Source organism: Actinokineospora sp. NPDC004072 (assembly GCF_053604195.1).
The window spans coordinates 33,299-54,091 of record NZ_JBSGHB010000007.1 but is presented as its reverse complement, the minus strand read 5'-3'; the positions used below and the strand labels follow the sequence as shown (position 1 = coordinate 54,091).

The following is a 20,793-nucleotide window of genomic DNA, read 5'->3' as shown; positions in this document are numbered from 1 at the left end:
CGGGCCGGGGCGCCGGCGGGTGGCCGGTCGACAGTGCGGTTCGGGATGGGCGGGTTCGCTCGCCAGGCTGCGTGTCGCCCTAGGTCGGGCGGGCATGACAGTGGGGGCGGCTCGGGCGACGGCGCAGGGGGTTGGGGTGGGTGGGATTAGCCTGCGAAGCTGCGGGACGCGAGGGATTGGAGGCGGTGGAGGGCTTCGGGGGCGTCTGGGCCGGTTGCGGTGGCGGTTAGGCGGGCGCCTGCGGGGGCGGCTAGGGAGAGGAGGGCTAGGACGCTGCGGGCGTCGGCTGTGCGGCCCTGGTATTCGAGGGTGACGTCGGCGTCGAGGTCGGACAGGGCGCGGACGAGCAGTCCGGCTGGGCGGGCGTGGAGGCCGACGTCGTTGGTCAGGTGGATCTCGACGCTGCTGCCTGAGCCCGCTGGGCCGTCGGACCTGGTGCTCAGGGCTGCGGCGGCGGCGGAGAGGACCGCGTCGAGGTCGGCGCCGGATTGGGCGGCCACCGCGGCTGCGATCGCGCCCTCGACCAGCGGGGCGTCCACGACGGCCGCGGTCGTCGGGTCGCCCAGCATCTCGACGGCTACGTCGGCGACGAGTTTGGCGCTGCCCAGGTCGTACAGCAGGATCACGCCCGCGCCGGACTGGGCTCTGGCCAGGGCGTCGGAGACCAGGTCGAAGTCGGTGCCCAGGTCGCCTTCGGATCCGCCCGCGGGGATGATCGCCACGTCCGGGGCCATCTGGGCGGCCAGTTCGGCCAGGCCCTCGGCCAGCCGGGCGCTGTGGGAGACCAGCACCAGCCCCACCCGGCTCACGACGCGGCCTCGGCGAAGGCCCGCAGGATGATCGCCGTCGAGCGCGCGCCCGGGTCCAGGTGCCCGGCGCTGCGCTGCCCGAGGTACGACGCGCGGCCCTTGCGGGCCACCAGCGGCACCGTCGACGCGGCGCCCTCGGCGGCGGCGTCGGCGATCCCGGCCAGCGTGGCCCCGGCCAGCGCGGCCTCGACCGCGGGGGTCAGCGCGTCCACCATCGTCTTGTCCCCCACGACGGCCTTGCCGCGGTCCACGATCCCGCCGAGGGCCGCTTGCAGCGCCGCCACGACGTCCAGCTCCGGCGCGTCGCCCGCCTGGGTCGCCGCGCGCAGGAACGCCGTGCCGTACAGCGGTCCGGACGCGCCGCCCACCTTGGAGATCAACGTCGTGGCGACCAGCTTGAGCACCGCGCCCGGGGTGTCGAAAGTGGACGAGTCCAGCGCCGCGACGACGAACCCGAAGCCGCGCTTGAGGTTCTCGCCGTGGTCGCCGTCGCCGATGGCCTTGTCCAGGTCCACCAGCTCGTCGCGGTGCTCGGCCACCGCGGCCGCCGCGCGCCGCACGCCCGCGACGACCCCGGCGGTGCCGCAGCGCATCAGCACCCCCACCGCAGGGCTGCCGTGCGCACCGGCGCGTCCCAGTAGGCGAGCAGCTCGTCGGTCATGCGCAGCAGCGTCAGGCTCATGCCCTGCATCTCCAGGCTCGTGATGTACGGCCCCACCAGCCGCCGCCGCACCTCGATGCCGCGCGCGGCCAGCCGGTCCTCGGCGATGCCGTGCGCCAGGTACAGCTCCAGCAGCGGGGTGCCGCCCATCGAGTTGGTGAACAGCAGCACGTCGTCGCCCTCGGCGAACGGCAGGTCGGCCAGGATGGGGTCGAGCAGCCCGTCGACGATCTCGTCGGCGCCGACCAGCGGCGTCCTGGCCCGGCCGGGCTCGCCGTGGATGCCGATGCCGACCTCCATCTCGGCCGCGCCCAGCTCGAAGCTCGGCGAGCCGACGTGCGGCACGGTCGGCGCGGTCAGCGCCATGCCCATCGACCGGACCTCGGCGACCACCGACCGGGCGACGCGCTCGCAGGTGTCCAGGTCGGCCCCGGATTCCGCGGCCGCCCCGACGATCTTCTCCAGCAGCACCGTCCCGCCGACCCCGCGCCGCCCGGCGGTGAAGGTCGAGTCGCGCACGGCGACGTCGTCGTCGATGACGACGGTGCGCACGTCGATGCCGTCGGCGGCGGCCAGCTCCGCGGCCGTCTCGAAGTTCAGCACGTCCCCGGTGTAGTTCTTGACCAGCAGGAGCACGCCCGCGCCGCCGTGCACCGCGGTGATCGCGGCGTGCACCTGGTCGGGCGTCGGGGAGGTGAACACCGCGCCGGGGCACGCGGCGTCGAGCATGCCGGGGCCGACGAACCCGCCGTGCAGCGGCTCGTGGCCGGACCCGCCGCCGGAGACCACCGCGACCTTGCCCGCGACCGGCGCGTCCACCCGCAGCACCTGGGCCGGGTCGGCGACCACCCGCAGCAGGTCGGGGTGTGCGGCGGCCAGGCCGCGCAGGCTCTCGGCGACCACCGCGTCCGCCCGGTTGATGATCTTCTTCATCGACGGTCGCCTCCTTGGTCCCGGCTTCGTTCCTACACCCGGGGCCCGGCGTGGCGGTAGCGCCCGATTCAGCGTGCAAGCTATCGAGTGGATCAGCCCTCGGATTCCTCGGGGATCGCCAGCGGGCGCAGCCGCTGCCACAGCGCGAACAGCGCCGCGGCGACCAGCAGGCCCAGGCCCACCCACAGGTTCACGTTGATGTCGCCCGACTTGCGCAGGTCCTCCGGGGAGGTGGCGAACAGCCCCATGATGGTGAGGACCACTCCGTAGATGGTGAAGAGCAGGGCCAAGATGCCCCGCAGGTCGAACAGCCCGGCTTTGGCGGCCACGGTTTCCCCCTCACCAGAAGATGATGTTCAGCACGGCGGTCAGGCCCAGCACGCCCGCGGCCAGCACGCCCGGCCGCCGGTACCAGCCGCTCGCGTCGCCGTGGGTCTCCCGCCACTGGTCGCGCGGGGTCAGCGACCACACCAGCCCGACCAGCTCGCGGTCCGGTTTCGGCCGGGTCACCAGGGTGACGGCGACGCTGACGACGATGTCGACCACGAAGGCGGTGATCGCGGCGACGAAGCTGGCCCCCTGCCCGGCCAGCCCCAGCACGCCCGCCCGGTTCAGCACGTCGATGGTGACCGCCGACAGCGTGCCCGCGATCAGGCCGAGGCCGCCTGCCAGCGGCGTCATCCGCTTCCAGAACATGCCCAGGATGAACGTGGCGAACAGCGGGGCGTTGAAGAAGCTGAACAACGCCTGCAGGTAGTTCATGATGTTGTTGTAGCCGGCGGCGATGAACGCGGTCCCGATGGCAGCCAGGCAGCCCACGACGGTGACGATGCGCCCGACGCGCAGGTAGTAGTGGTCGGGTTTGCCCTTGACGATGTAGCTCTGCCAGAGGTCGTAGGTGAAGACGGTGTTGAACGAGCTGACGTTGGCCGCCATGCCCGCCATGAACGAGGCCAGCAGGCCGGTGATGGCGATGCCGAGCATGCCGTTGGGCAGCAGGTCGCGGATCAGCAGCATGATCGCGTCGTTGTAGTCGACCCCGGTGTCCGCGCCCGCCTTGTAGGCGGCCAGCTCCGGGGACAGCACCGCGGCGATCATGCCCGGGATGACGATGATCAGCGCGATCAGCGTCTTCGGGTACGCGCCGATCAGCGGGGTGCGCCGGGCCGCCGACATCGACTTGGCCGACATGGCCCGCTGCACCTCGGCGAAGTTCGTCGTCCAGTAGCCGAAGCTGAGCACGAAGCCGAGGCCGAAGACGATGCCCAGCACCGACAGCGTGGCGTCGCCGATGCCGGTCAGGTTGGTCGCGGGCCAGCTGCTGACCTGGTCGGCCGCGTCGCCTGCGATCTTGTCGACCAGCCCGTCCCACCCGCCGACGCGGTGCAGGCCGATGAAGGTCAGCGGCAGCAGCATCGCCACGATGACGAAGAACTGCATCACCTCGTTGTAGACCGCGGCGCTGAGCCCGCCCAGCGAGGTGTAGGCCAGCACGATCGCCGCGGCGACCACGACCGAGAGCCACAGCGGCCAGCCGAGCAGCAGGTTGACCACGGTGCCCAGGGCGAAGAGGTTGATGCCCGCGATGAGCACCTGGGCCGTGGCGAAGCTCAGGCCGTTGACCAGGTGGGCGAGCTTGCCGAAGCGGCGCAGCAGGAACTCCGGCACGCTGCGGACCTTGGAGCCGTAGTAGAACGGCATCATCACCAGGCCGAGGAACACCATCGCCGGGATCGCGCCGATCCAGTAGTAGTGCACCGTCGGGATGCCGTACTGGGCCCCGTTGGCCGTCATGCCGAAGATCTCGACGGCGCCGAGGTTGGCCGAGATGAACGCCAGGCCCGTCACCCATGCGGGCAGCGAGCGCCCGGACAGGAAGAAGTCCAAGCTGCTCGACACCGACCGCCGGGCCATGTACCCGATGCCGAGCACGACGGCGAAGTAGATCGCGAGCAGGGTGTAGTCCACCCAGTTCGCGTCCAACCGCAGGTCCGCTTGCGCCAGGACCGCCATGCATCCCTCCCGAGACCAGCGCCAGCCCGTGACCGGGGTCAGCCGTGATCAGGGCCAGCATGGCCCGCTGGCCGCGCTCCCGCACGACGAGAGCGCGCGCGGGCTACCCGCCCGGCTGACCCGCGGGCAGGCCGCTGAGGACCTTGGCCACGAGTTTGTCGACCTCGGCGCGGGCCGCGGGGTCGGTCAGGGTCGCGTTCAGGGCGATGAGGTCCTGCACGGTGGCGGTCTTCGCGGTGAGGACCTGCGCGTCGGCGCGGGTGCGCGCGGCCTCGACCAGCTCCTCCCCCGAGCCGTTGACCAGGGCGACGACGGTGCTGGCCAGGCGTTGCAGGATGCGGTGGACCGCCTCGGCCGAAAAGCCGCCCACCAGCGCGATCAGCGGCCGGGTGAGCAGGACGGCGACGCCCGCCTGGTCGTCCTGCGGCTGGATGACCAGCAGCGCGAGCACGGTGCCGGACAGCCCGCCCAGGATCACCAAGATCGTGTAGTGGCCCTCCAGCGAGCGGCGGAACGAGCCGTTCTTGAGCTGCCTGCTCAGGTCGAACATCACGTAGAACAGGCCGCCGATGATCGAGGCCAGCGCGGTGAGCCCGACGTCGAGCCAGCCCGTGGCCGTGCCGGTGGCCAGCACGCCCTGCCCGATGCCGAACAGGGCGAACGCGATGATCGCCACCACGGACATCAGCCGGGCGTACTTCGTCGGGCCGAAGTAGCGGCCGATGCGGCCCGGGCGCTCGTCGGCCAGCAGCTGGATGGTGCTCGGCGTGGCAGGCGCGACGGCCTTGGCCAGCAGGCCGTGGGCCTCGGCCAGCTCGCCCAGGGTCACCGGCTCGCCCGCGGGCGGCTCGCCCAGGCACTCCCGGCGGGCCCGCTCGACCACGTCGAAGGCCGCCGCGGGCGGCTGGATGCCGGAGCGGGCGATGTGGTCGATCATCACCCAGCTCTGCTTGAGCAGGGCCAGCCGCGGGTTGTAGTCCGCCGACCACTCCGCATCCCCGGACCACAGGTAGTCCGGAACCGGTTCGCCGCCCGCCGTCGAGTCCCCCGCGATCATGGGTTCCCCCTCCCCCACGCGATGTCTACGTATGTCGCGCGGGGGCGGCCCGCCGTTTCAGAACAGCCGGAACTCGTCGGGCTCGATGCCGCGCAGGGCGTCGTAGTCGAGGGTGACGCAGCGGATGCCGCGGTCCTCGGCGAGGGTCCTGGCCTGCGGTTTGATCTGCTGGGCTGCGAAGACCCCGCGGACCGGGGACAGCAGCGGGTCGCGGTTGAGCAGGTCGAGGTAGCGGGTCAGCTGCTCGACCCCATCGATCTCGCCGCGGCGCTTGATCTCCACGGCCACGGCGGCCCCGGTGCTGTCGCGGCAGAGGATGTCGACCGGGCCGATGGCGGTGGGGTACTCGCGGCGGACCAGGGTGTAGCCGTCGCCGAGGGTGGTGATGTGCTCGGCCAGCAGCTCCTGCAGGTGGGCCTCGACGCCGTCCTTGACCAGGCCGGGCTCGGGGCCCAGCTCGTGGGCGGAGTCGTGGCGGATCTCCTCGATGGTGATGACCAGCTTCTCACCCGCCTTGTTCTGCACGGTCCAGATCCCGCGGTCCTCGATGAGCCAGCACGGCGGCGTCATCCAGTTCAGCGGCTTGTAGGCGCGGTCGTCGGAGTGGACGGAGACGGAGCCGTCGGCCTTCACCAGGAGCAGGCGGTTGGCCATGGGGAGGTGGGCGGTCAGCCTGCCGACGTAGTCGACCTGGCACCGGGCGATCACGAGGCGCACGGCGAGCAGGTTAACAATGGCGTCCGTGGACTCCCTGGGCACACGGCAGGTGTACGCGAACCCGTGGATGACCGTCCGCGAGGACGACATCCGCCGCGCCGACGGCAGCACGGGCATCTACGGGGTGGTGGACAAACCGGACTACGCGCTGGTCATCCCCCTTGACGGCGACCGCATGATGCTGGTCGAGCAGTACCGCTACCCGCTGGGCCAGCGCCGCTGGGAGTTCCCCCAGGGCACCGCCCCCGACCGCGCCGACCTCGCCCCCGAGGCCCTCGCCGCCCGCGAGCTCCGCGAGGAGACCGGCCTGCTCGCGGGCACGATCACCCGCCTCGGCGGCCTCGACTGCGCCCCCGGCATGTCCAGCCAGCGCGGCCACGTCTTCCTGGCCACCGACCTCACCCAAGGCCCCCACGCCCGAGAACCCGAAGAACAAGACATGCGCAGCGCCTGGTTCCCCCGCCCCACCTTCGAGTCAATGATCCGCACCGGCGAAATCACCGACGCCCAGTCAATCGCCGCCTACGCCCTGCTCCTGCTGACCCACCCCCGCTGAGCGCCGCCCGCCAGATAGGCGGGACACTGCTCGCAGCGGCCGCGAAGCGCGGAGTCCGCCTTGCAGGGCTAGACGCCCCGCGGCGAATGGGCCAGCCGCGAGGGGTAAGCCCGCCTGGCAGCCCGTGGCTCTTAACCAGCGGGTTCGGGGCTGGAGCCCTTGGTCGCGCACATAGGTGCAGGTGAGGCCCGGTCCGGCATGGACGGAACCTCACTCGTTCCACCGGAAACTCACCGGAAACTCCGCGGCCAAGCCGCCGATCCATTCCGGGGCCGACGGGCCAACCTATGAAGCCACTCGGACTCGTAGGAGGCGAACGTCCAACGACGCCCCCTGGTTACTTCGAACAGGTGATACGGACTGCTGTACTCCTTCCGCGACCTGGTAGCGGCCCGAATCCCGGCGCGACCTCGTGGCGCGCCCCGGCCAGGAGTACCTCGTTGACCTCGCCGACATCTTCGCCCCATTCACCAACGTGCAGGGCCAAGAGGTTGTCGACTTCCTCCGCCCCAACCCCACCTGGAAGTCCACGCTGGCCGCTCCGGGGGAGGGCCCGCCATCGCGAACACCCGCGTCCCCTACGACACCGTCGCCAGCCTGGTCTCCAGCGGCGAGGCGCCCTTCGATGACGGCCCTGGAACCGCCTGAACGAGGAGGTGCGCACGACGAACGCGCCCGTCCTCGACCGTGGGGACGGGGGCGCGGGAACTCTCACGGCAGTTTGCAAGGACCTGCGCGTAGCCAGCCAGACGCGGCGGCCAGGGATCGGGGCCGACGGGGCAACGCCGGCGGGCGCGCAGTCGGCCTGATGCGCGTCGGCCGCAAGCGCACCGCTGCCCGACCGAGCCAGTCCAGCAGCGGTGCGGACCGTGGGGGCGCAACGGGACAGTCGCGGACGACGAGCCCACTCCACCAGGTGGCGTGCGACCTCCCCACGCCAACACCCCAGCTCCAGCGGCCCCCTGGATCGGGACCGCCAGGGTGGGCTGGTTAGCGGAGTTCGGCGGCGGTGAAGAGGCGGATGGCGGCGTTGATCCAGGTGGTGGGGGTGGGGTCGGCGCCCCAGGTGTGGAGGAGGTGGGCGCATTGGGGGAGGCCGATGGTGGTTAGGGCGGTTGCGGCTTCGTTGACCCGGTCGGGGTAGGTCGGGGGGAGGTGGTGGAGGCCGCGGTGGGCGGCTTCGGCGAGGAGGGTGAGGGCGGAGGACAGGGGGTCGGGCTCTGGGGTGGCTGATGGGGGGAGGGGAACCGAGTCGGCGGGGGCCAGGTCGGGGACCAGGGGGCCGGTGCTGGTCAGGACGGCGAGGGGAGTGATCTCCAGGCCCTCCCGGCCGCGGCGGACCGGGCCGGTGATGGCGGTGGGGGTGGTGGCGAGGGCGCGGGCCAGGGCGTCGATCGCGGCGGGGGCGGGGGCTCGGTGGTCGAGGGTGATGGTGATGGTCGCGCCGTCCGGAGTGGTCGCGGTGGCGGTGAGGCGCTGGGCGCCCGGGTGGTACTCGACGCCCCCGATCTCGGCGAGCGGGATCACCCGGACGTGTTCGGCTTCGACGCGGGCGCGGACCAGGCGGGGTGGGAGGTCGGCGAGGTCGGCGAGGAGGGCGGGGACGTCCTCGACCAGCAGGCCCGGGGGCAGCCGCTGCCAGGCGTCGCCGAGCGGGGTGACGGCCGTGCGGGCCAACGCGCCCGCGGAGAACCGCACGACCCGGCTGGCGCTGCGGACCGCGGCCTCGCTGACGACGTTGCCCGTCGCCAGCGCGCCCACCGTCGTCCCGGCCACCCGGCGGCCGGTGGCGCGCAGCACCAGCACCGTCGAGGTCGCCGGGTGGGCCAGGTAGACCTCGGTGCCCGCCTCGGTGACGCGCGCGCCGAGGCCGACCATGCGGACCTGCTTGAGCGGGGTGCGCGCCGGCTCCTCGGTGCCCAGCGCCCGCGGCGATGGCGGCACCCGGTGGCGGGCGTGCAGCTCGGTGATCAGCTCGGCCACCCGCACCGGGTTGTGCGCGGCCCCGCGCTCGGCGTAGGCGGTCAGCTGCTGGACCAGGTCGTCGGCCGCCGCGGCAGGCCAGCGCAGCCCGGCCCGGTCGAGCGCGTCGCGCTCGCGGCCGAGGGCCGCGGCGAGCACCGGTCCCGCGGTGGCCACCCCGTCGACCAGCAGGTCATCCACAATGGACAGCACGTCGCCGTCGGAGCCGCGCTCCACCACGCCGATGTCCACGGTGACGTCGGCCTCGCCCGGGTGCTCCGCGTCGGCCACCCGGAACGCCCACACGGCCAGCACGACGAGCTCGCCGCCGTCGCGGGCGTCGCAGTCGACGTAGGCGAGGTCGCCGGGCACCAGGAACCGGACGGTCGCCGCGGCCATCGCCACCGACACCGGGTCGCGCCGCACCCGCGCCGAGTACCCGGCGGCCATCGTGCGCCGGGCCGCCTTCACCACGCGCGCGCCGAAGCGGGCGGTCAGCTCGTCGTCGGTGAACTCCCCCGGCGACCACGCCGCCGCGGCAGGCGCCGCGCCCGTCTCCTGGTAGGCCAGCACCGCGGCGATCCGGTGCCTGCACAGCCCCGGCGCCCCGCAGGAGCAGGTCCCGCCGTCGAGGCCGACGCCGGGCGGCAGGGTGGTGCGCGTCCCGTCGGCGAACCGCGCCTCGACCACGTCGTCCACGCAGGTGACCGCGGCCCCCGCCGCCTCCTTGGCCGCGCGCTTGACCAGGCCGCGGTTGGCCAGCGCCGCCAGCGCGTCCTGGGTCAGCGCGAGCAGGTCCGCCCGGCTCATCGGCCGATCCGCTCGGCGACGAACTCGGCCAGCCGCCCCGGGGTCATCGCCCCGACGTGCGCGCCGACCCCGGCCAGGCGCTGGGCCAGCTCGCGGTCGTAGGCGGGGTGCGCGTCCTCGTCCAAGGCGGCCAGGCACAGCACGTGCGTGCCCTGCCCGACCAGCCCGCGCACCGTGCGCACCAGGGCGTGCTCGTCGCCGCCCTCGTAGAAGTCGGACACGATCGCCACGATGGCCCGCCGCGGCGCGTCGACCAGCGCGGCCCCGTACCGCACGGCCCTGGCGATGTCGGTGCCGCCGCCGAGCTGGACCTTCATCAGCAGCTCCACCGGGTCGGTGACGTCGGAGGTCAGGTCGACGACCTCGGTGTCGAACGCGACCAGGTGGGTGCGCAGCCCCGGCACGCCCCACAGGCAGGAGGCGGTCACCGCGGAGTGGATCACCGACCCGGCCATCGAGCCGGACTGGTCGACCAGCAGCACGAACTGCCACGGCTCGACGTGCCGCTTGGTGCGCGAGATGAACCGCGCCCGCTCGATGAGCAAGCGCTTCCTCTCGGGTTGGTAGTGGGCCAGGTTGGCCCGGATCGTGCCGCGGAAGTCGAAGTTGCGGGCGAGCCGGAAGTTCGACGGCGTGCGCTGGCGCGTGCCGGTGAAGGCGCGGCGCACGTCGGTGGCCAGCCGCGCCACCAGCTCGCGCACGACCTCGGCCACGATCCGCCGGGCCAGCGCGAGCACCTGGGGGTTCATCAGGTGCTTGGTGCGCAGCACGGCCCGCAGCAGCGCCGGGTTGGGCTCGACGCGGGCCAGCACCTCCGGGTCGGTGACCACCTCGTGGATCTCGTAGCGCTCCACCGCGTCGCGCTCCAGCCGCTCGATGGTCTCCTTGGGGAACAGCCGGTGCACGTCGTCCAGCCAGTCCACGGTGGTCATCTGCGAGCCCTGGCTGCCGCCCCGGCGCACCCCGCGCCTGGCCAGCTCCGGATCGCGCCCGTAGAGCCAGTCGAGGGCGGCGTCGCGGGCCGCGCACTCCCCGTCCAGCCCCGTCACGCCCGCGGCGGGCGCGCCGAGGACCAGCCGCCACCGCTCCAGGTCCGATGTCATCGCAGCCCCGCTTTCGCCAACGCCCGGTCCACCGCGGCCTCCAGCGCCGCGCCCCTGGCCACCACCAGCGGATCGGTGCGCACCCGGGTCAGCGCCCGCGCCGATCCGCCCGTCCCGCGCCGCCGCAGCAGGCCCGCGGCGATCGCCTCCCGCTCGGCGGGCGGGAAGAACTCGAACGCCTGCCGCAGCGCGGGCAGGGCGATGAGGAACTCGTCCTCGGTCATCGCGCAGACGACCTCGTCCAGCGCGGCCTGCACGGGCTCGTCGGCCAGGACCTCGGCGCGGGCCACGGCGAACAGCCCGGCGAGCCAGTCGCCGACGACCCCGGCCGCGGTCGGCACCGACCTGTCGACCTCGGCGCCCAGCGCCCAGCACAGCCCGAGCGCCGCGCCGCGCAGGTCCGGCGGCACGTCGGCCATCGCGCCGATGCGCCGGGCGACGCCCACGACCACCTCGACCGGTGTCCCGCACGGCGTGTGCCGAACCGCGTCGCGCACGGCGGCCAGGGCGACCAGCCGGGCGGGCTCGGCCGGGCCCGGCCCGCCGCGCACCCCCTCGGCCAACCACAGCGCCCGGGGGACACCCGCCTCGATCACCGCGGCGAGCAGCGCGCCGCCCGCCGCGCCGAGGAGCCGGTCGTGCCGGTACAGCCCGACCGCGGTCGCCAGCGCAGCGCCGACCGCGGCGAGGTCGCGGGCCTCGCCGATGGCCTCGGCCAGCGCCGCGCCCAGGCGGTCGGCCACCTCTGCCATGCCGCAGAGCACCGCGTCGAACAGCACGGCGGCGAGCGCGTCGACGCCCGCCCCGGCTGCGCGCTCGGCCAGCACGGCCGTCACCGCCTCCGGCAGGGTCGCGCCGCGGGCCGCGGCCTCGATCAGCGCCGGGAGGCGCAGGTCCGACGGGGCCAGCCGCCAGCGCTCCACCCACACCGGGTCACCGCCGCCACTCGGCCCGCTCAACCGCTGGAAGCCGGGCACGTCCAGCACGCGGAGCTGGTTCAGCACGCGGCTGCGCTCGCGGTCTGCGGCGAGGTCGACCTCGATCTCCCCGGCGCCTGCGATGTCCAGTTCGGACAGCAGCGTGGTGACGGAGGCCAGCAGGGGCGGCGCGGGCGTGTCCGGGTGCAGCTCGCCCACCCGGTCGCCGGTCAGCGCGGCCACCATCTCCACCACGACCGGGTGCGCGCCCGCGGCCAGCGGGCCCCGCACCGACCAGGGCAGCGGCTGGTCCAGCCCGTCGGAGACCAGCGCGCTGACCAGGCCGTCGAGCACGTCGGCGCGGGCGGGCTCGACGTGCCCGCGCAGGGCGGCCAGGCCGGTGGCCATCGTGCGGGCCGCGATCAGGTCCGCTGTGGACACGACCTGCTTGCGCTGCCGCAGCCGGGTCACCACGTCGGCCACCAGGCCCCATGCGGCCTCGCGCGGCCCGGACTCCCAGAGCCGCTGGTAGTAGCCCGGCGACGGCATGCCCGACTGGTAGCCGGTGAAGGCGTCCAACCGCTGGTGTGAGTACGGGACCAGGTAGCTGCCGCCGTCCTCGACCCGCGGCACCTCCGGCCAGCCAGCCGCCCCGTCGTCGGACGCGCACAGCGCCACCAGCGCGGGCCGGTGGAACCCGCCGGTGACCACGAGCACCGGCCCGTCCCCGGTCCGCAGCGCCGCCCGCACCCAGCGGGCCATGTACTCCTCGCGCGCGGCGTCGGACGCGCCCGCGGCCACCTCGCCGCGGATCAGGTCGAAGTACGCCTCCAGGCGCTCGGCCAGGCCCTCGTCTGGCTGGGACTCCACGACGTGGTCCCACAGCGTGTCCACGTTGTCCACGGCGAAGGACCGGCACAGGGCGTCGATGGCGGCGCTGTAGCGGCGCTCGGCGTCGGCGTAGCGGTTGTCGAGGTCGAAGGCCGGGTGCCAGGCGGGCAGGTCGATGAACCGCACCTGCGCGCCCGCGGCGTGGCCGCGGGTCAGCGCCACCCACTCCGGGGAGTAGTCGCAGAACGGCGACCACGACATGTGCCTGCCGCGCACGTAGCTGAAGATCGCCACCGGGAGGGTGTGCCCGAGCAGCAGCTGCTCCACGGGGAAGTCCGCGGGGCCCTCGATGAGCACATGCGCGGGCCGCAGCTCGGCGATGGCGGCGGCCACCAACCGGGCGCAGGCCGGGCTGTGGTGGCGCACGCCGAGGAAGGTCGCGCCCATCAGCCCGGCAGCCGCAGCCGCGCGCGGTGCAGCTCGGCCCAGTGCGCGCCGTTCTTGCGCGGCACCTGCTGCTCCAGGTAGCGGCGCAGCTTGGCCAGGTCGTCCGGGCTGTCCTTGGCCGCGGTGCCCGCCAGGCACTCCACCACGTCCTCCGGCGAGCCCGGCTCCCCGCGCAGGTACCAGCCGCGCAGGCCGACGGCGTGCGCCACCGACACCGCCTCGGCCGTGCTCATCACCGTGGAGAGCCGCTCGCCGCCGGTGCGCAGGTCGCGGAAGGCGGTGACCAGCACCTCCAGCACCTCCGGCCGCTGAGCCACCGGCACCCCCGAGCGGGCCAGCAGCGCCGCCGACTCGGCCTCGACCAGGGCCAGCTCGGTCGCCAGGTCCGGGATGCCGAAGACGGTCTCGAAGTTGAACCGGCGCTTGAGCGCCGCGCTCATCTCGTTGACCCCGCGGTCGCGCGAGTTCGCCGTGGCGATGACGTTGAACCCCTCGCGGGCGTAGACCATCGCGTCCGGCCCGGTCAGCTCGGGGATGGCGATGACCCGGTCCGACAGCGGGGAGAGCAGCGTGTCCTGCACCTCCAGCGGGCAGCGGGTGATCTCCTCGAACCGCACGACCTTGCCGTCGGCCATGCCGCGCAGCAGCGGCGCGGGCACCAGCGACCGCGGGGACGGCCCCTCGGCGACCAGCAGGGCGTAGTTCCACGAGTAGCGGATCTGGTCCTCGGTGGTCGCCGCGCCGCCCTGGATGGTCAGCGTGGAGTCGCCGCTGACGGCCGCGGCGATCAGCTCCGACAGCAGCGACTTGGCCGTTCCCGGCTCGCCGACCAGCAGCAGGCCGCGGCTGGTGGCCAGGGTGATCAGCGCCCGGTCGACCAGCGACGGGTCGCCGACGAACTTGCGGGCCACGTCGAGCGCGGGGTCGCCGACGATGAACCGGCGGGCGGCGTCCAGGCTCAGCGCCCACCCCGGCGGGCGGGGCGCGGTGTCGGCGGCGCGCAGCCGGTCGAGCTCGGCGGCGTGGCGGACTTCGGCGGGCGGCCGCTGCGCGGATCCGGGGTTCATGGGGCGAGCACCTCGGTGAGGTCGGTGATCAGTTCGGACTGGGTGACCGGGTCGAGGGTGCCCAGCGCGCTGCCCGCGCGGTGGTAGCCCAGGCCGGTGTCGTCGATGTGCACGCCGTCGAAGGCCTGCTCCTCGAACATCGCCAGGTCGCCCACGGCGATGCCCGGCTCGATGTTCGCCACGACGGCGCGCCCGTCGGGCAGGGGCTTGGTGAACCAGTGCACGATGCCCGCGTCCTGCGGGTCGCCGCGCTCCCAGCCCCTGCGCAGCAGGCCCATGAGCCTGCCTGCCTGCGTCTTCTGGCCGTCGAACCTGGTCAGGACCGGCTCGGCGCGCTCGGCGTCGGTGAGGGCGTGGACCGGGCGGCCCAGCTGCGGGAACGGTTGGAGGATCTCGTAGTCGGCGAACACCTCCGACCAGGCGGGCAAGGTCTCGCCGAGGTGCAGCGGGTGCGCGACGCCGACCCGGGCGTCCGCGGGCAGGGTGAACGGCTCGTCGTCCACATCGGCGAAGGTGCGGTCCTCGGCGACGCGGAACCCGGTGACGGTCTCGCCGTAGACGGCCCAGACCAGCCTGCGCACGACGTGCCACAGCAGCGGGTGCTTGACGAACAGGTCGGTGAACTCCTGGCCGCTCCACCGCCGCTGGGCCACCATCGCCTGCTCCAGCCTGCGGATCTGGTCGTCGGCGATCGTGCGGACGTCCTTCTTCAGCGCCGCGAACCGCTGGTAGGCCGCAGGGGCGAGGACCGGGTCGTCCTTGGCCCCCGGCTTGGGCAGGGACTTGCGGGGCCGCCCGTCGCTGACGTGCGGCTTGAGCTGCTCGTCGAACCCGACGGTGAACTGGCGCGGGCCGTAGTCCAGGACCATGCTGCCGTCGGCTTCCAGGCCGAAGTCGGGCACCAGGCGGTCGGCCAGCTGCTCGGCCGAGAGCCCGAGCCCGGCGGCCACCTGGGCGATCTTCTCCTGGGCGCGGGCCTTGAGCCCGGCGAAGCGCACCTTGCCCGCGATGGCGTTGAGGTGCAGCAGCGCGACCTCGGTGCCGATGCTGGCGAGCACGTCCAACCCGGCGACGGCCCGCTGGTGCCCGCCCTCGCCCGGCCACGCGCGGATCAGCGGGGCCAGCGCGCGCACGGTGCTGTCGTCGCCGAGGACGCCCAGCGCGGCCATCACCCAGCCGTCCTTGGCCGGGTAGCCAGCCGCCTGCCAGCGCAGGAACAGCTCCCAGGCGAACGCGGCGAGTTCGCCGGGGGCGCAGACCTCGGCGACCTGCGCGACGCCGCCGTAGGGCTCGCCCGGCTTGCCGAGGGCGAGCATGGTCAGCAGGTCGGCGGTGGCGGCCAGGGACAGCGCGTGCTCGCCGCCGCGCAGCCGGATCTGCGGCAGCAGCCCCGGGTCGGCCCACGCGCCGACGGTCGGCATGCGGGCGGGCAGCTCGGTGAGCGGGTCGCGCTCCAGCAGGTCCTTGATCGCGGGCTGGTCCGTCGCGGCGAGCACGGCCTCGTCGCCGGACTGCCGGGCGATGAGCCGGAGCGCGGCCTCGGCCGCGGCGCGCGCGGGCCCGGGCTTGCCGAGCGCGGCCGGGACGAGGAGCGGGACCGCCGCCGCGCCGTGCCGGGCGAACCAGGCGACGGCCGGTTCCCGCGCGGACTTGAGCCGGGCGGCGCAGTCGGCCATGAGCGCGGCGACCTCGGCGTTGAGCACCGGCCCGAGCGCGGCCACCGCGTCCCGGGTCGGCGCGGCCGCGACCGCGGCCACCACCGGGGGCACCGCGTCGACGCCGAAGCGGGCGATCAGCATCCGGCCGTCCTCCTCGGCGTGCACCGGGGTGCGCGGGCGCCACTGCAGCAGCAGCTCCCGCGCGCGCTCGACCGGCTCGGTGAGCAGGGCGGCCACGGCCCGGAAGGTGGGGATCGTGCCGTCGGCGAACTTCTGCTCGGACCAGTCGGAGCGGAAGGGGCGGTTCCGCCGGTCGATCAGGCCGCTCCACCGCTCCTGCTCGCCCGGCGCCCAGCGCAGCTCGGTGCCCTCGGGCACGGGCAGGTCGACCACGACGGGCTTGGCCGCCCGCCGCTCGCGCCGCCACGGCGGCGCGGCCAGGACCGGCGGCAGCGCCTCGACCGGCGCGTCCGGCAGCCGGACCGTCGCGCGCCGGATGGCCTCGACCGCGGCGGCGGCCTCCGGCGGGGCGACCAGGTCCGGGTGGGCGAGCAGGTGGGCGCGCAGCAGCGGTTCGACGCCGTTGCGGCGGGCGAGCAGCCGCAGCGCGCGGTTGGGGAAGCGCTTCATCGCCTCCTGCAAGGCAGGCCGCACGTGCTTGCGGTCCAGGCGGTCCAGCATCAGGGTGAACGCCTCGTCGGTGGGGATCTCGGCGAGCATGCGCAGCAGCCTGCGGGACAGGTCGGCGTCCGCGTCGGCCAGGTACTCGGCCAGCACCGGGGCGATCGCGGGGCCGACACCGACCACCATCGTGGGCAGCGTGCGCGGGTGGCGGCCGATCGTCCACGCGGTGGCCAGCGGCAGCACCGGGGTGAGCTGGTCGAGGGTGCTGGCCGCGCAGAGCAGCAGCCAGGCGAGCGGGTAGTGCGCGTCGGACTTGCCGACGACCTCCGCGCACGCCTCGTCGACCCAGGCCTGTTCGGTGGGCGCCAGGAACGCGGCGACGGCGCGGCGGAGCCGGGTGCCGCGCCGCGCGGCCAGCTCGGCCAGCGCGGCGGCGTACTCGGCGTCGTCCGCGGCGGCCAAGCCCGCGCGGACCGCCGCCAGCGGGTGCATGCCGGTCCAGCTATGGCCCAACTCCTCGTCCGCGCCGCGCGGGCGCAGGTGGTACTGGGGAGTCACGATGCCGCCCGGCCCGCGGTGCGCCACGGTGGTCAGCGCGATCCCGGCGAGTTCGGCCCCGGCGGCCGCGGCGAAGACGGGGCCGTGCTCGGCCACCCACCGCGCGCCCACGGCGGCGACCAGCTCGTCCTCGTCCCAGCGCACCGCGACGCCCAGGGCGGTGGCGAGCGCGGCCGCACCCACCGGGTCGGGGTCGCCGCCGAGGTGGCGGTGGGCCGCGGCCCGCAGGTCGGGCGCGGTCTCGGGGTTGTCGACGACCTCCATGACCCGCTTGCCGCGCTCGGCGATCAGGTCGCGGTGCTCGCCTGCCCGCTGGGCCGGGCGCTTGCCGCGGTCGCGCCGGGGCAGCGCCCGCGAGGCCAGGGCGGGCGGGAGGGCGAAGACGTCCTCTTCGGACAGCGCGGTCATGCGGTGAACACCTCCGTGAGGTCGGCCAGCAGCTCCGACTCGGTAACCGGGTCGAGGTCGGTGAGTTCGCGGGTCTGGCGGTCCGGCCAGTAGTAGCCCGCGTCCGCCGCGCCGACGCGGACGGAATCCAGCACCTGGTCGGGGAAGGCCATGACCTCGCCGACGACGATGCCCGGGTCGAGGTGGGCCACGACGACCCGGCCGTCCGGCAACGGCTTGATGATCCACGGTTCCACGCCCGCGTCCTGCGGCTCGCCCCGCTGCCAGCCGCGGCGGACCAGGGTGAGCACCCGGCCGGTCGAGACCTTCGCGCCGTCGAACCGGGTCAGGCCCGCCTTGCGCTCGTCGTCGGTCAGGGCGTGGATCGGGCGGCCCAGCTGCGGGAAGGGTTGCAGGATCTCGTAGTCGGCGAACAACTCCGCCCAGGCGGGCAGGCTCTCGCCGAGGTGCAGCGGGTGCGCCACACCGACCTGGGCGTCGGCGGGCAGGGTGAACGGCTCATCGTCCACATCGGCGAGCGTGCGGTCCTCGGCGACCCGGAATCCCGTGGTGGTCTCGCCGTAGACCGCCCACACCAGCCTGCGCACGACGTGCCAGAGCAGCGGATGCTTGACGAACAGATCAGTGAACTCCTGGCCGCTCCACCGCCGCTGCGCCACCATCGCCTGCTCCAGCCTGCGGATCTGGTCGTCGGCGACGGTGCGCACGTCCTTCTTCAGGGCGGCGAACCGCTGGTAGGCCGCGGGAGCGAGGTCGGGGTCGTCCTTGGCCGCGGGCCTGGGCAGCACCTTGCGGCGCGTTCCGTCCATATCCGACACGTAGGGCTTGAGCTGCTCGTCGAACCCGACGGTGAACTGGCGCGGGCCGTAGTCCAGGACCATGCTGCCGTCGGCTTCCAGGCCGAAGTCGGGCACCAGGCGGTCGGCCAGCTGCTCGGCCGAGAGCCCGAGGTCGGCCGCCACCTGGGCGATCTTCTCCTTGGCCCGGGTCTTCAAGCCGCTGAACTTGACCTTCTGGGCGATGCCGTTGAGGTGCAGCAGCGCGACATCGGTGCCGATGGCGGCCAGCACGTCCAGCCCGGCCACGACGCGCTGGTGCCCGCCCTCGCCCGGCCACGTCCGGATGAGCGGGGCCAGCGCGCGCACGGTGTCGTCGTCGCCGAGGACGCCCAGCGCGGCCATCACCCAGCCGTCCTTGGACGGGTAACCGGCGGCCTGCCAGCGCTCGAACACCCCCCACGCGAACGTCGACAGCGGCTCGCACGCGGCGACGACCTGCTCGACCCCCGCATACGGCTCGCCGGGCTTGCCGAGGGCGAGCATCGTCAGCACGTCCTTGGTGGCCGCGACCGACAGCGCCGTGCCGCCGCCGCGCAGCTTGATCTGCGGCAGCAGCGCCGGGTCGGCCCAGTCGCCGACCTTCGGCAGCCGCGCGGGCAGCTCGGTCAGCGGGTCGCGGGCGAGCAGCGCGGCGATGCCCGCCTCGGCCTGCGGGTCGACCGCCGCCAGGACGGCCTCGTCGCCCACCTGCCTGGCGATCGCCCGGATCGCGCTCTCCGCGGCCACGCGGGCCTTGCCCGGCGCGCCCAGGGCCGCGGGCGCCAGCAGCGGCACCGCGGCCGCGCCGTGCCGGGCCAGCCACGCGGCCGCGGCGGGCCGCACGGACTTCAACCGGACGTGGAAGTCGGCCATCAGCGCCGCGACGCGGGCGTCGAACACCGGCCCGAGCGCCGCGACCCCGCCCGCGAAGGGGAAGTTCGCCAGCGAGGACAGCAGCGGCTCGATGGCGTCGACCCCGAAGCGGGCGACCAGGGCGCGGCCCCACCGCTCGATCGACCAGGTGTCCGACGGGCGCCACTCCCGCACAGCCGGGAGCGCCAGCTCCATCGGCGCGCTGAGGAGGATGTCGGCGGCGACGTAGTAGGGCGCGTTGCCCGCGCGGAACCACCCGATCACGCTCCGCCAGTCCTGACCGCGGGGGTTGTAGCGGTGGCGGGCCACCAGCGCCGTCCACTCCTCGTGCTCGCCCTCGGCCCACCGGACCTCCGAGACGTCGGGGACGGGCAGGTCCAGCACGATCGGCTTGGCGGTCGCGCGCTTGCGCGTCCACGGCGGGGTGGCCAGCACGGGCGGCAGGGCCTCGACCGGGGCGTCGGGCAAGCGCTTGCCCGCCTCCCGCGCGGCCGCCACCCGGGCCGCGGACCCGGCGGGCAGGTCGACGTCGAGGTCGGGGAAGGTGACCAGGTGGGCGCGCAGCAGTTGCGCGGCGGACCGGGTGCTGCGGGCGGCGAGCAGGCGCAGCGCGCGCCTCGGGTAGCGCTTCATCGCCTCCTGGACCGCGGTCGGGACGTACTTCTGGTCGATGCGGTCCAGCAGCAGGTCGAACGCCTCGTCGGTCGGCGTGCCCGCCAGGGCGGCCAGGATCTTGCGGGCCTGCTCGGCGTAGGCGTCGGCCAGGTGCGCTGCCATGGATGGGACGGCCGCGGGGCCGACCGAGCGCAGCAGGGTGGCGATCGCGCGGGGGTTGGAGCCGAGCAGCCAGGGGGTGATCTGGTCGGCGAGCCGGGTGAGCTGGTCGGGGGTGCTCACGGCGCAGACGAGCAGCATCGCCAGCGCGAACTGGTCCTGGGCGTCCGCGGCGGCGAGGTCGGCGAGCGAGTCCTCCACCCAGGCGGTCTCGGTGGGGGCGAGGAAGGCGGCGACAGCCCGCCTGCGCGGGGTCTCCCGGCGCTCGGCCAGCGCGGCGACGGCGGCGGCGTGCTCGTCCTCGGACGCCCCGGCCAGGGCGATCCTGGCCGTCACGACCGGATGGTCGCCGACCCACTGCCACAACCGGGCGCTGTCCCCGGAGCGGAAGCCCAGCCGGAAGCCCTTGCGGGCGTGCTGGGCCTCGACCAGGAGCAGATCCGAGCACGCCGCGGCCGCGAAAGCAGGCCCGTGCACCTCGACCCACCCCGCGCCGACCACACCCGACATGTCCACCCCGCGCCACCCGCGGGCGTCCTCGATGGCGGTGGCGACGGCGGCAGCCCCCAGCGGATCAGCCTCGCCGTCGAGGTAGCGCAGGGCGGCCTCGCGCAGCCTGGCATCGGCGTTGTCCACGGCCCCGCGGATCGTGCCGCGGCGCTCATCAAGGAACTCGACGAACTTCTGCCGTCGCCGCGTGTCCGACTTGCGGGGCTGAACACCCTGGTCGCGGCGAGGAAGGGCCTGGGCGAGCAGCCCCGGCGCGAAGGCGTCCTCATCGGGCATCTCCTGCTGCCCGACCACCGCCACCCCTCCCCCGACCGGCTCCACCTGCTGCCCGTCCGGCACCACCCCTTGCCCGACCGGCACCGCCTGCTGCCCGCCCAGCCCGTTCTGCTGTGCGGCCTGCTGCCCCTCTTGTCCGCCCGGCGCGGTCTGCTGGCCAGCCTGCGGCTGCTGGTCGGCCTGCGTCGACTGGGCCTGGCCTGCCGGGCGGTAGCCCTTGCGGGTCTTCTCGGCGGCCTGCTTGTCCAGGAAGTCGCGGGCGCTGGGCTCGTCGGCGAAGTCGCGCGTCTTGGCCTGCCCGGCCGTGCCGATGCGCCCCCAGCGGACGACGACCGACGCGCCCGTCCGCTCGGCTTCCCAGAACTTCGCCGAACCGCCGCCGACGTACTCCAGCCGCACCGCTGCCCCTCT

Annotated in this window: 14 protein-coding genes; 1 reads left to right on the top strand and 13 read right to left on the bottom strand. The window is 74.4% G+C overall.

Going from position 1 to position 20,793, the window contains the following annotated elements; translation table 11 throughout:
- Nucleotides 1-146: 146 nt before the first annotated feature.
- From dhaM to nucS, 7 genes are all read right to left on the bottom strand, one after another.
- Nucleotides 147-809 carry a dihydroxyacetone kinase phosphoryl donor subunit DhaM gene (dhaM, locus tag ACWEPX_RS12630; RefSeq protein WP_451897262.1) on the bottom strand — a complete coding sequence of 221 codons (663 nt, stop codon included), beginning with the start codon at nt 807-809 and terminating at the stop codon, nt 147-149.
- The gene (gene dhaL, locus ACWEPX_RS12625) at nt 806-1,402 is read right to left on the bottom strand and encodes a dihydroxyacetone kinase subunit DhaL (RefSeq protein WP_451897490.1); all 597 of its coding nucleotides are present in this window, start codon (nt 1,400-1,402) and stop codon (nt 806-808) included. Before dhaL ends, dhaM begins: the two co-directional genes overlap by 4 nt.
- A complete protein-coding gene (dhaK, locus tag ACWEPX_RS12620; RefSeq protein WP_451897261.1) occupies nt 1,402-2,403 on the bottom strand; it encodes a dihydroxyacetone kinase subunit DhaK in 1,002 nt (333 codons plus the stop codon). Before dhaK ends, dhaL begins: the two co-directional genes overlap by 1 nt.
- Before the next feature lie 92 nt (nt 2,404-2,495).
- Entirely contained in the window at nt 2,496-2,732 is a 237-nt protein-coding gene (locus tag ACWEPX_RS12615) for a hypothetical protein (protein ID WP_451897260.1), read from the bottom strand.
- 10 nt (nt 2,733-2,742) lie between these two features.
- On the bottom strand, nt 2,743-4,416 hold the full coding sequence (locus ACWEPX_RS12610) for a sodium:solute symporter family protein (protein ID WP_451897259.1): 1,674 nt from the start codon (nt 4,414-4,416) through the stop codon (nt 2,743-2,745).
- Nucleotides 4,417-4,519: 103 nt separating this feature from the next.
- Complete coding sequence (locus tag ACWEPX_RS12605; protein ID WP_451897258.1) at nt 4,520-5,473, bottom strand: hypothetical protein; 954 nt, start codon at nt 5,471-5,473, stop codon at nt 4,520-4,522.
- 57 nt (nt 5,474-5,530) lie between these two features.
- The gene (gene nucS / locus ACWEPX_RS12600) at nt 5,531-6,190 is read right to left on the bottom strand and encodes an endonuclease NucS (protein WP_451897257.1); all 660 of its coding nucleotides are present in this window, start codon (nt 6,188-6,190) and stop codon (nt 5,531-5,533) included.
- Between the two features lie 16 nt (nt 6,191-6,206).
- Between nucS and ACWEPX_RS12595 the strand changes: the two genes are divergently transcribed.
- Nucleotides 6,207-6,746: an NUDIX domain-containing protein gene (locus ACWEPX_RS12595; protein WP_451897256.1), complete on the top strand. Its 540-nt coding sequence runs from the start codon at nt 6,207-6,209 to the stop codon at nt 6,744-6,746.
- Between the two features lie 990 nt (nt 6,747-7,736).
- Here ACWEPX_RS12595 and ACWEPX_RS12590 read toward each other — a convergent pair.
- Genes ACWEPX_RS12590 through ACWEPX_RS12565 form a run of 6 tightly spaced genes read right to left on the bottom strand, consistent with a single transcriptional unit; the run spans nt 7,737 to nt 20,781 of the window.
- Complete coding sequence (locus ACWEPX_RS12590; RefSeq protein WP_451897255.1) at nt 7,737-9,518, bottom strand: SWIM zinc finger family protein; 1,782 nt, start codon at nt 9,516-9,518, stop codon at nt 7,737-7,739.
- Nucleotides 9,515-10,621 carry a VWA domain-containing protein gene (locus ACWEPX_RS12585; protein WP_451897254.1) on the bottom strand — a complete coding sequence of 369 codons (1,107 nt, stop codon included), beginning with the start codon at nt 10,619-10,621 and terminating at the stop codon, nt 9,515-9,517. Before ACWEPX_RS12585 ends, ACWEPX_RS12590 begins: the two co-directional genes overlap by 4 nt.
- On the bottom strand, nt 10,618-12,816 hold the full coding sequence (locus ACWEPX_RS12580; RefSeq protein WP_451897253.1) for a DUF5682 family protein: 2,199 nt from the start codon (nt 12,814-12,816) through the stop codon (nt 10,618-10,620). The genes ACWEPX_RS12585 and ACWEPX_RS12580 overlap by 4 nt, the downstream gene beginning before the upstream one ends.
- Entirely contained in the window at nt 12,816-13,883 is a 1,068-nt protein-coding gene (locus ACWEPX_RS12575; protein ID WP_451897252.1) for an ATP-binding protein, read from the bottom strand. Before ACWEPX_RS12575 ends, ACWEPX_RS12580 begins: the two co-directional genes overlap by 1 nt.
- Nucleotides 13,880-17,131 (bottom strand): DUF4132 domain-containing protein, encoded by a 3,252-nt coding sequence (locus tag ACWEPX_RS12570; protein ID WP_451897251.1) that lies wholly within the window; start codon nt 17,129-17,131, stop codon nt 13,880-13,882. Before ACWEPX_RS12570 ends, ACWEPX_RS12575 begins: the two co-directional genes overlap by 4 nt.
- Complete coding sequence (locus tag ACWEPX_RS12565; protein ID WP_451897250.1) at nt 17,128-20,781, bottom strand: DUF4132 domain-containing protein; 3,654 nt, start codon at nt 20,779-20,781, stop codon at nt 17,128-17,130. Before ACWEPX_RS12565 ends, ACWEPX_RS12570 begins: the two co-directional genes overlap by 4 nt.
- Nucleotides 20,782-20,793 lie beyond the last annotated feature (12 nt).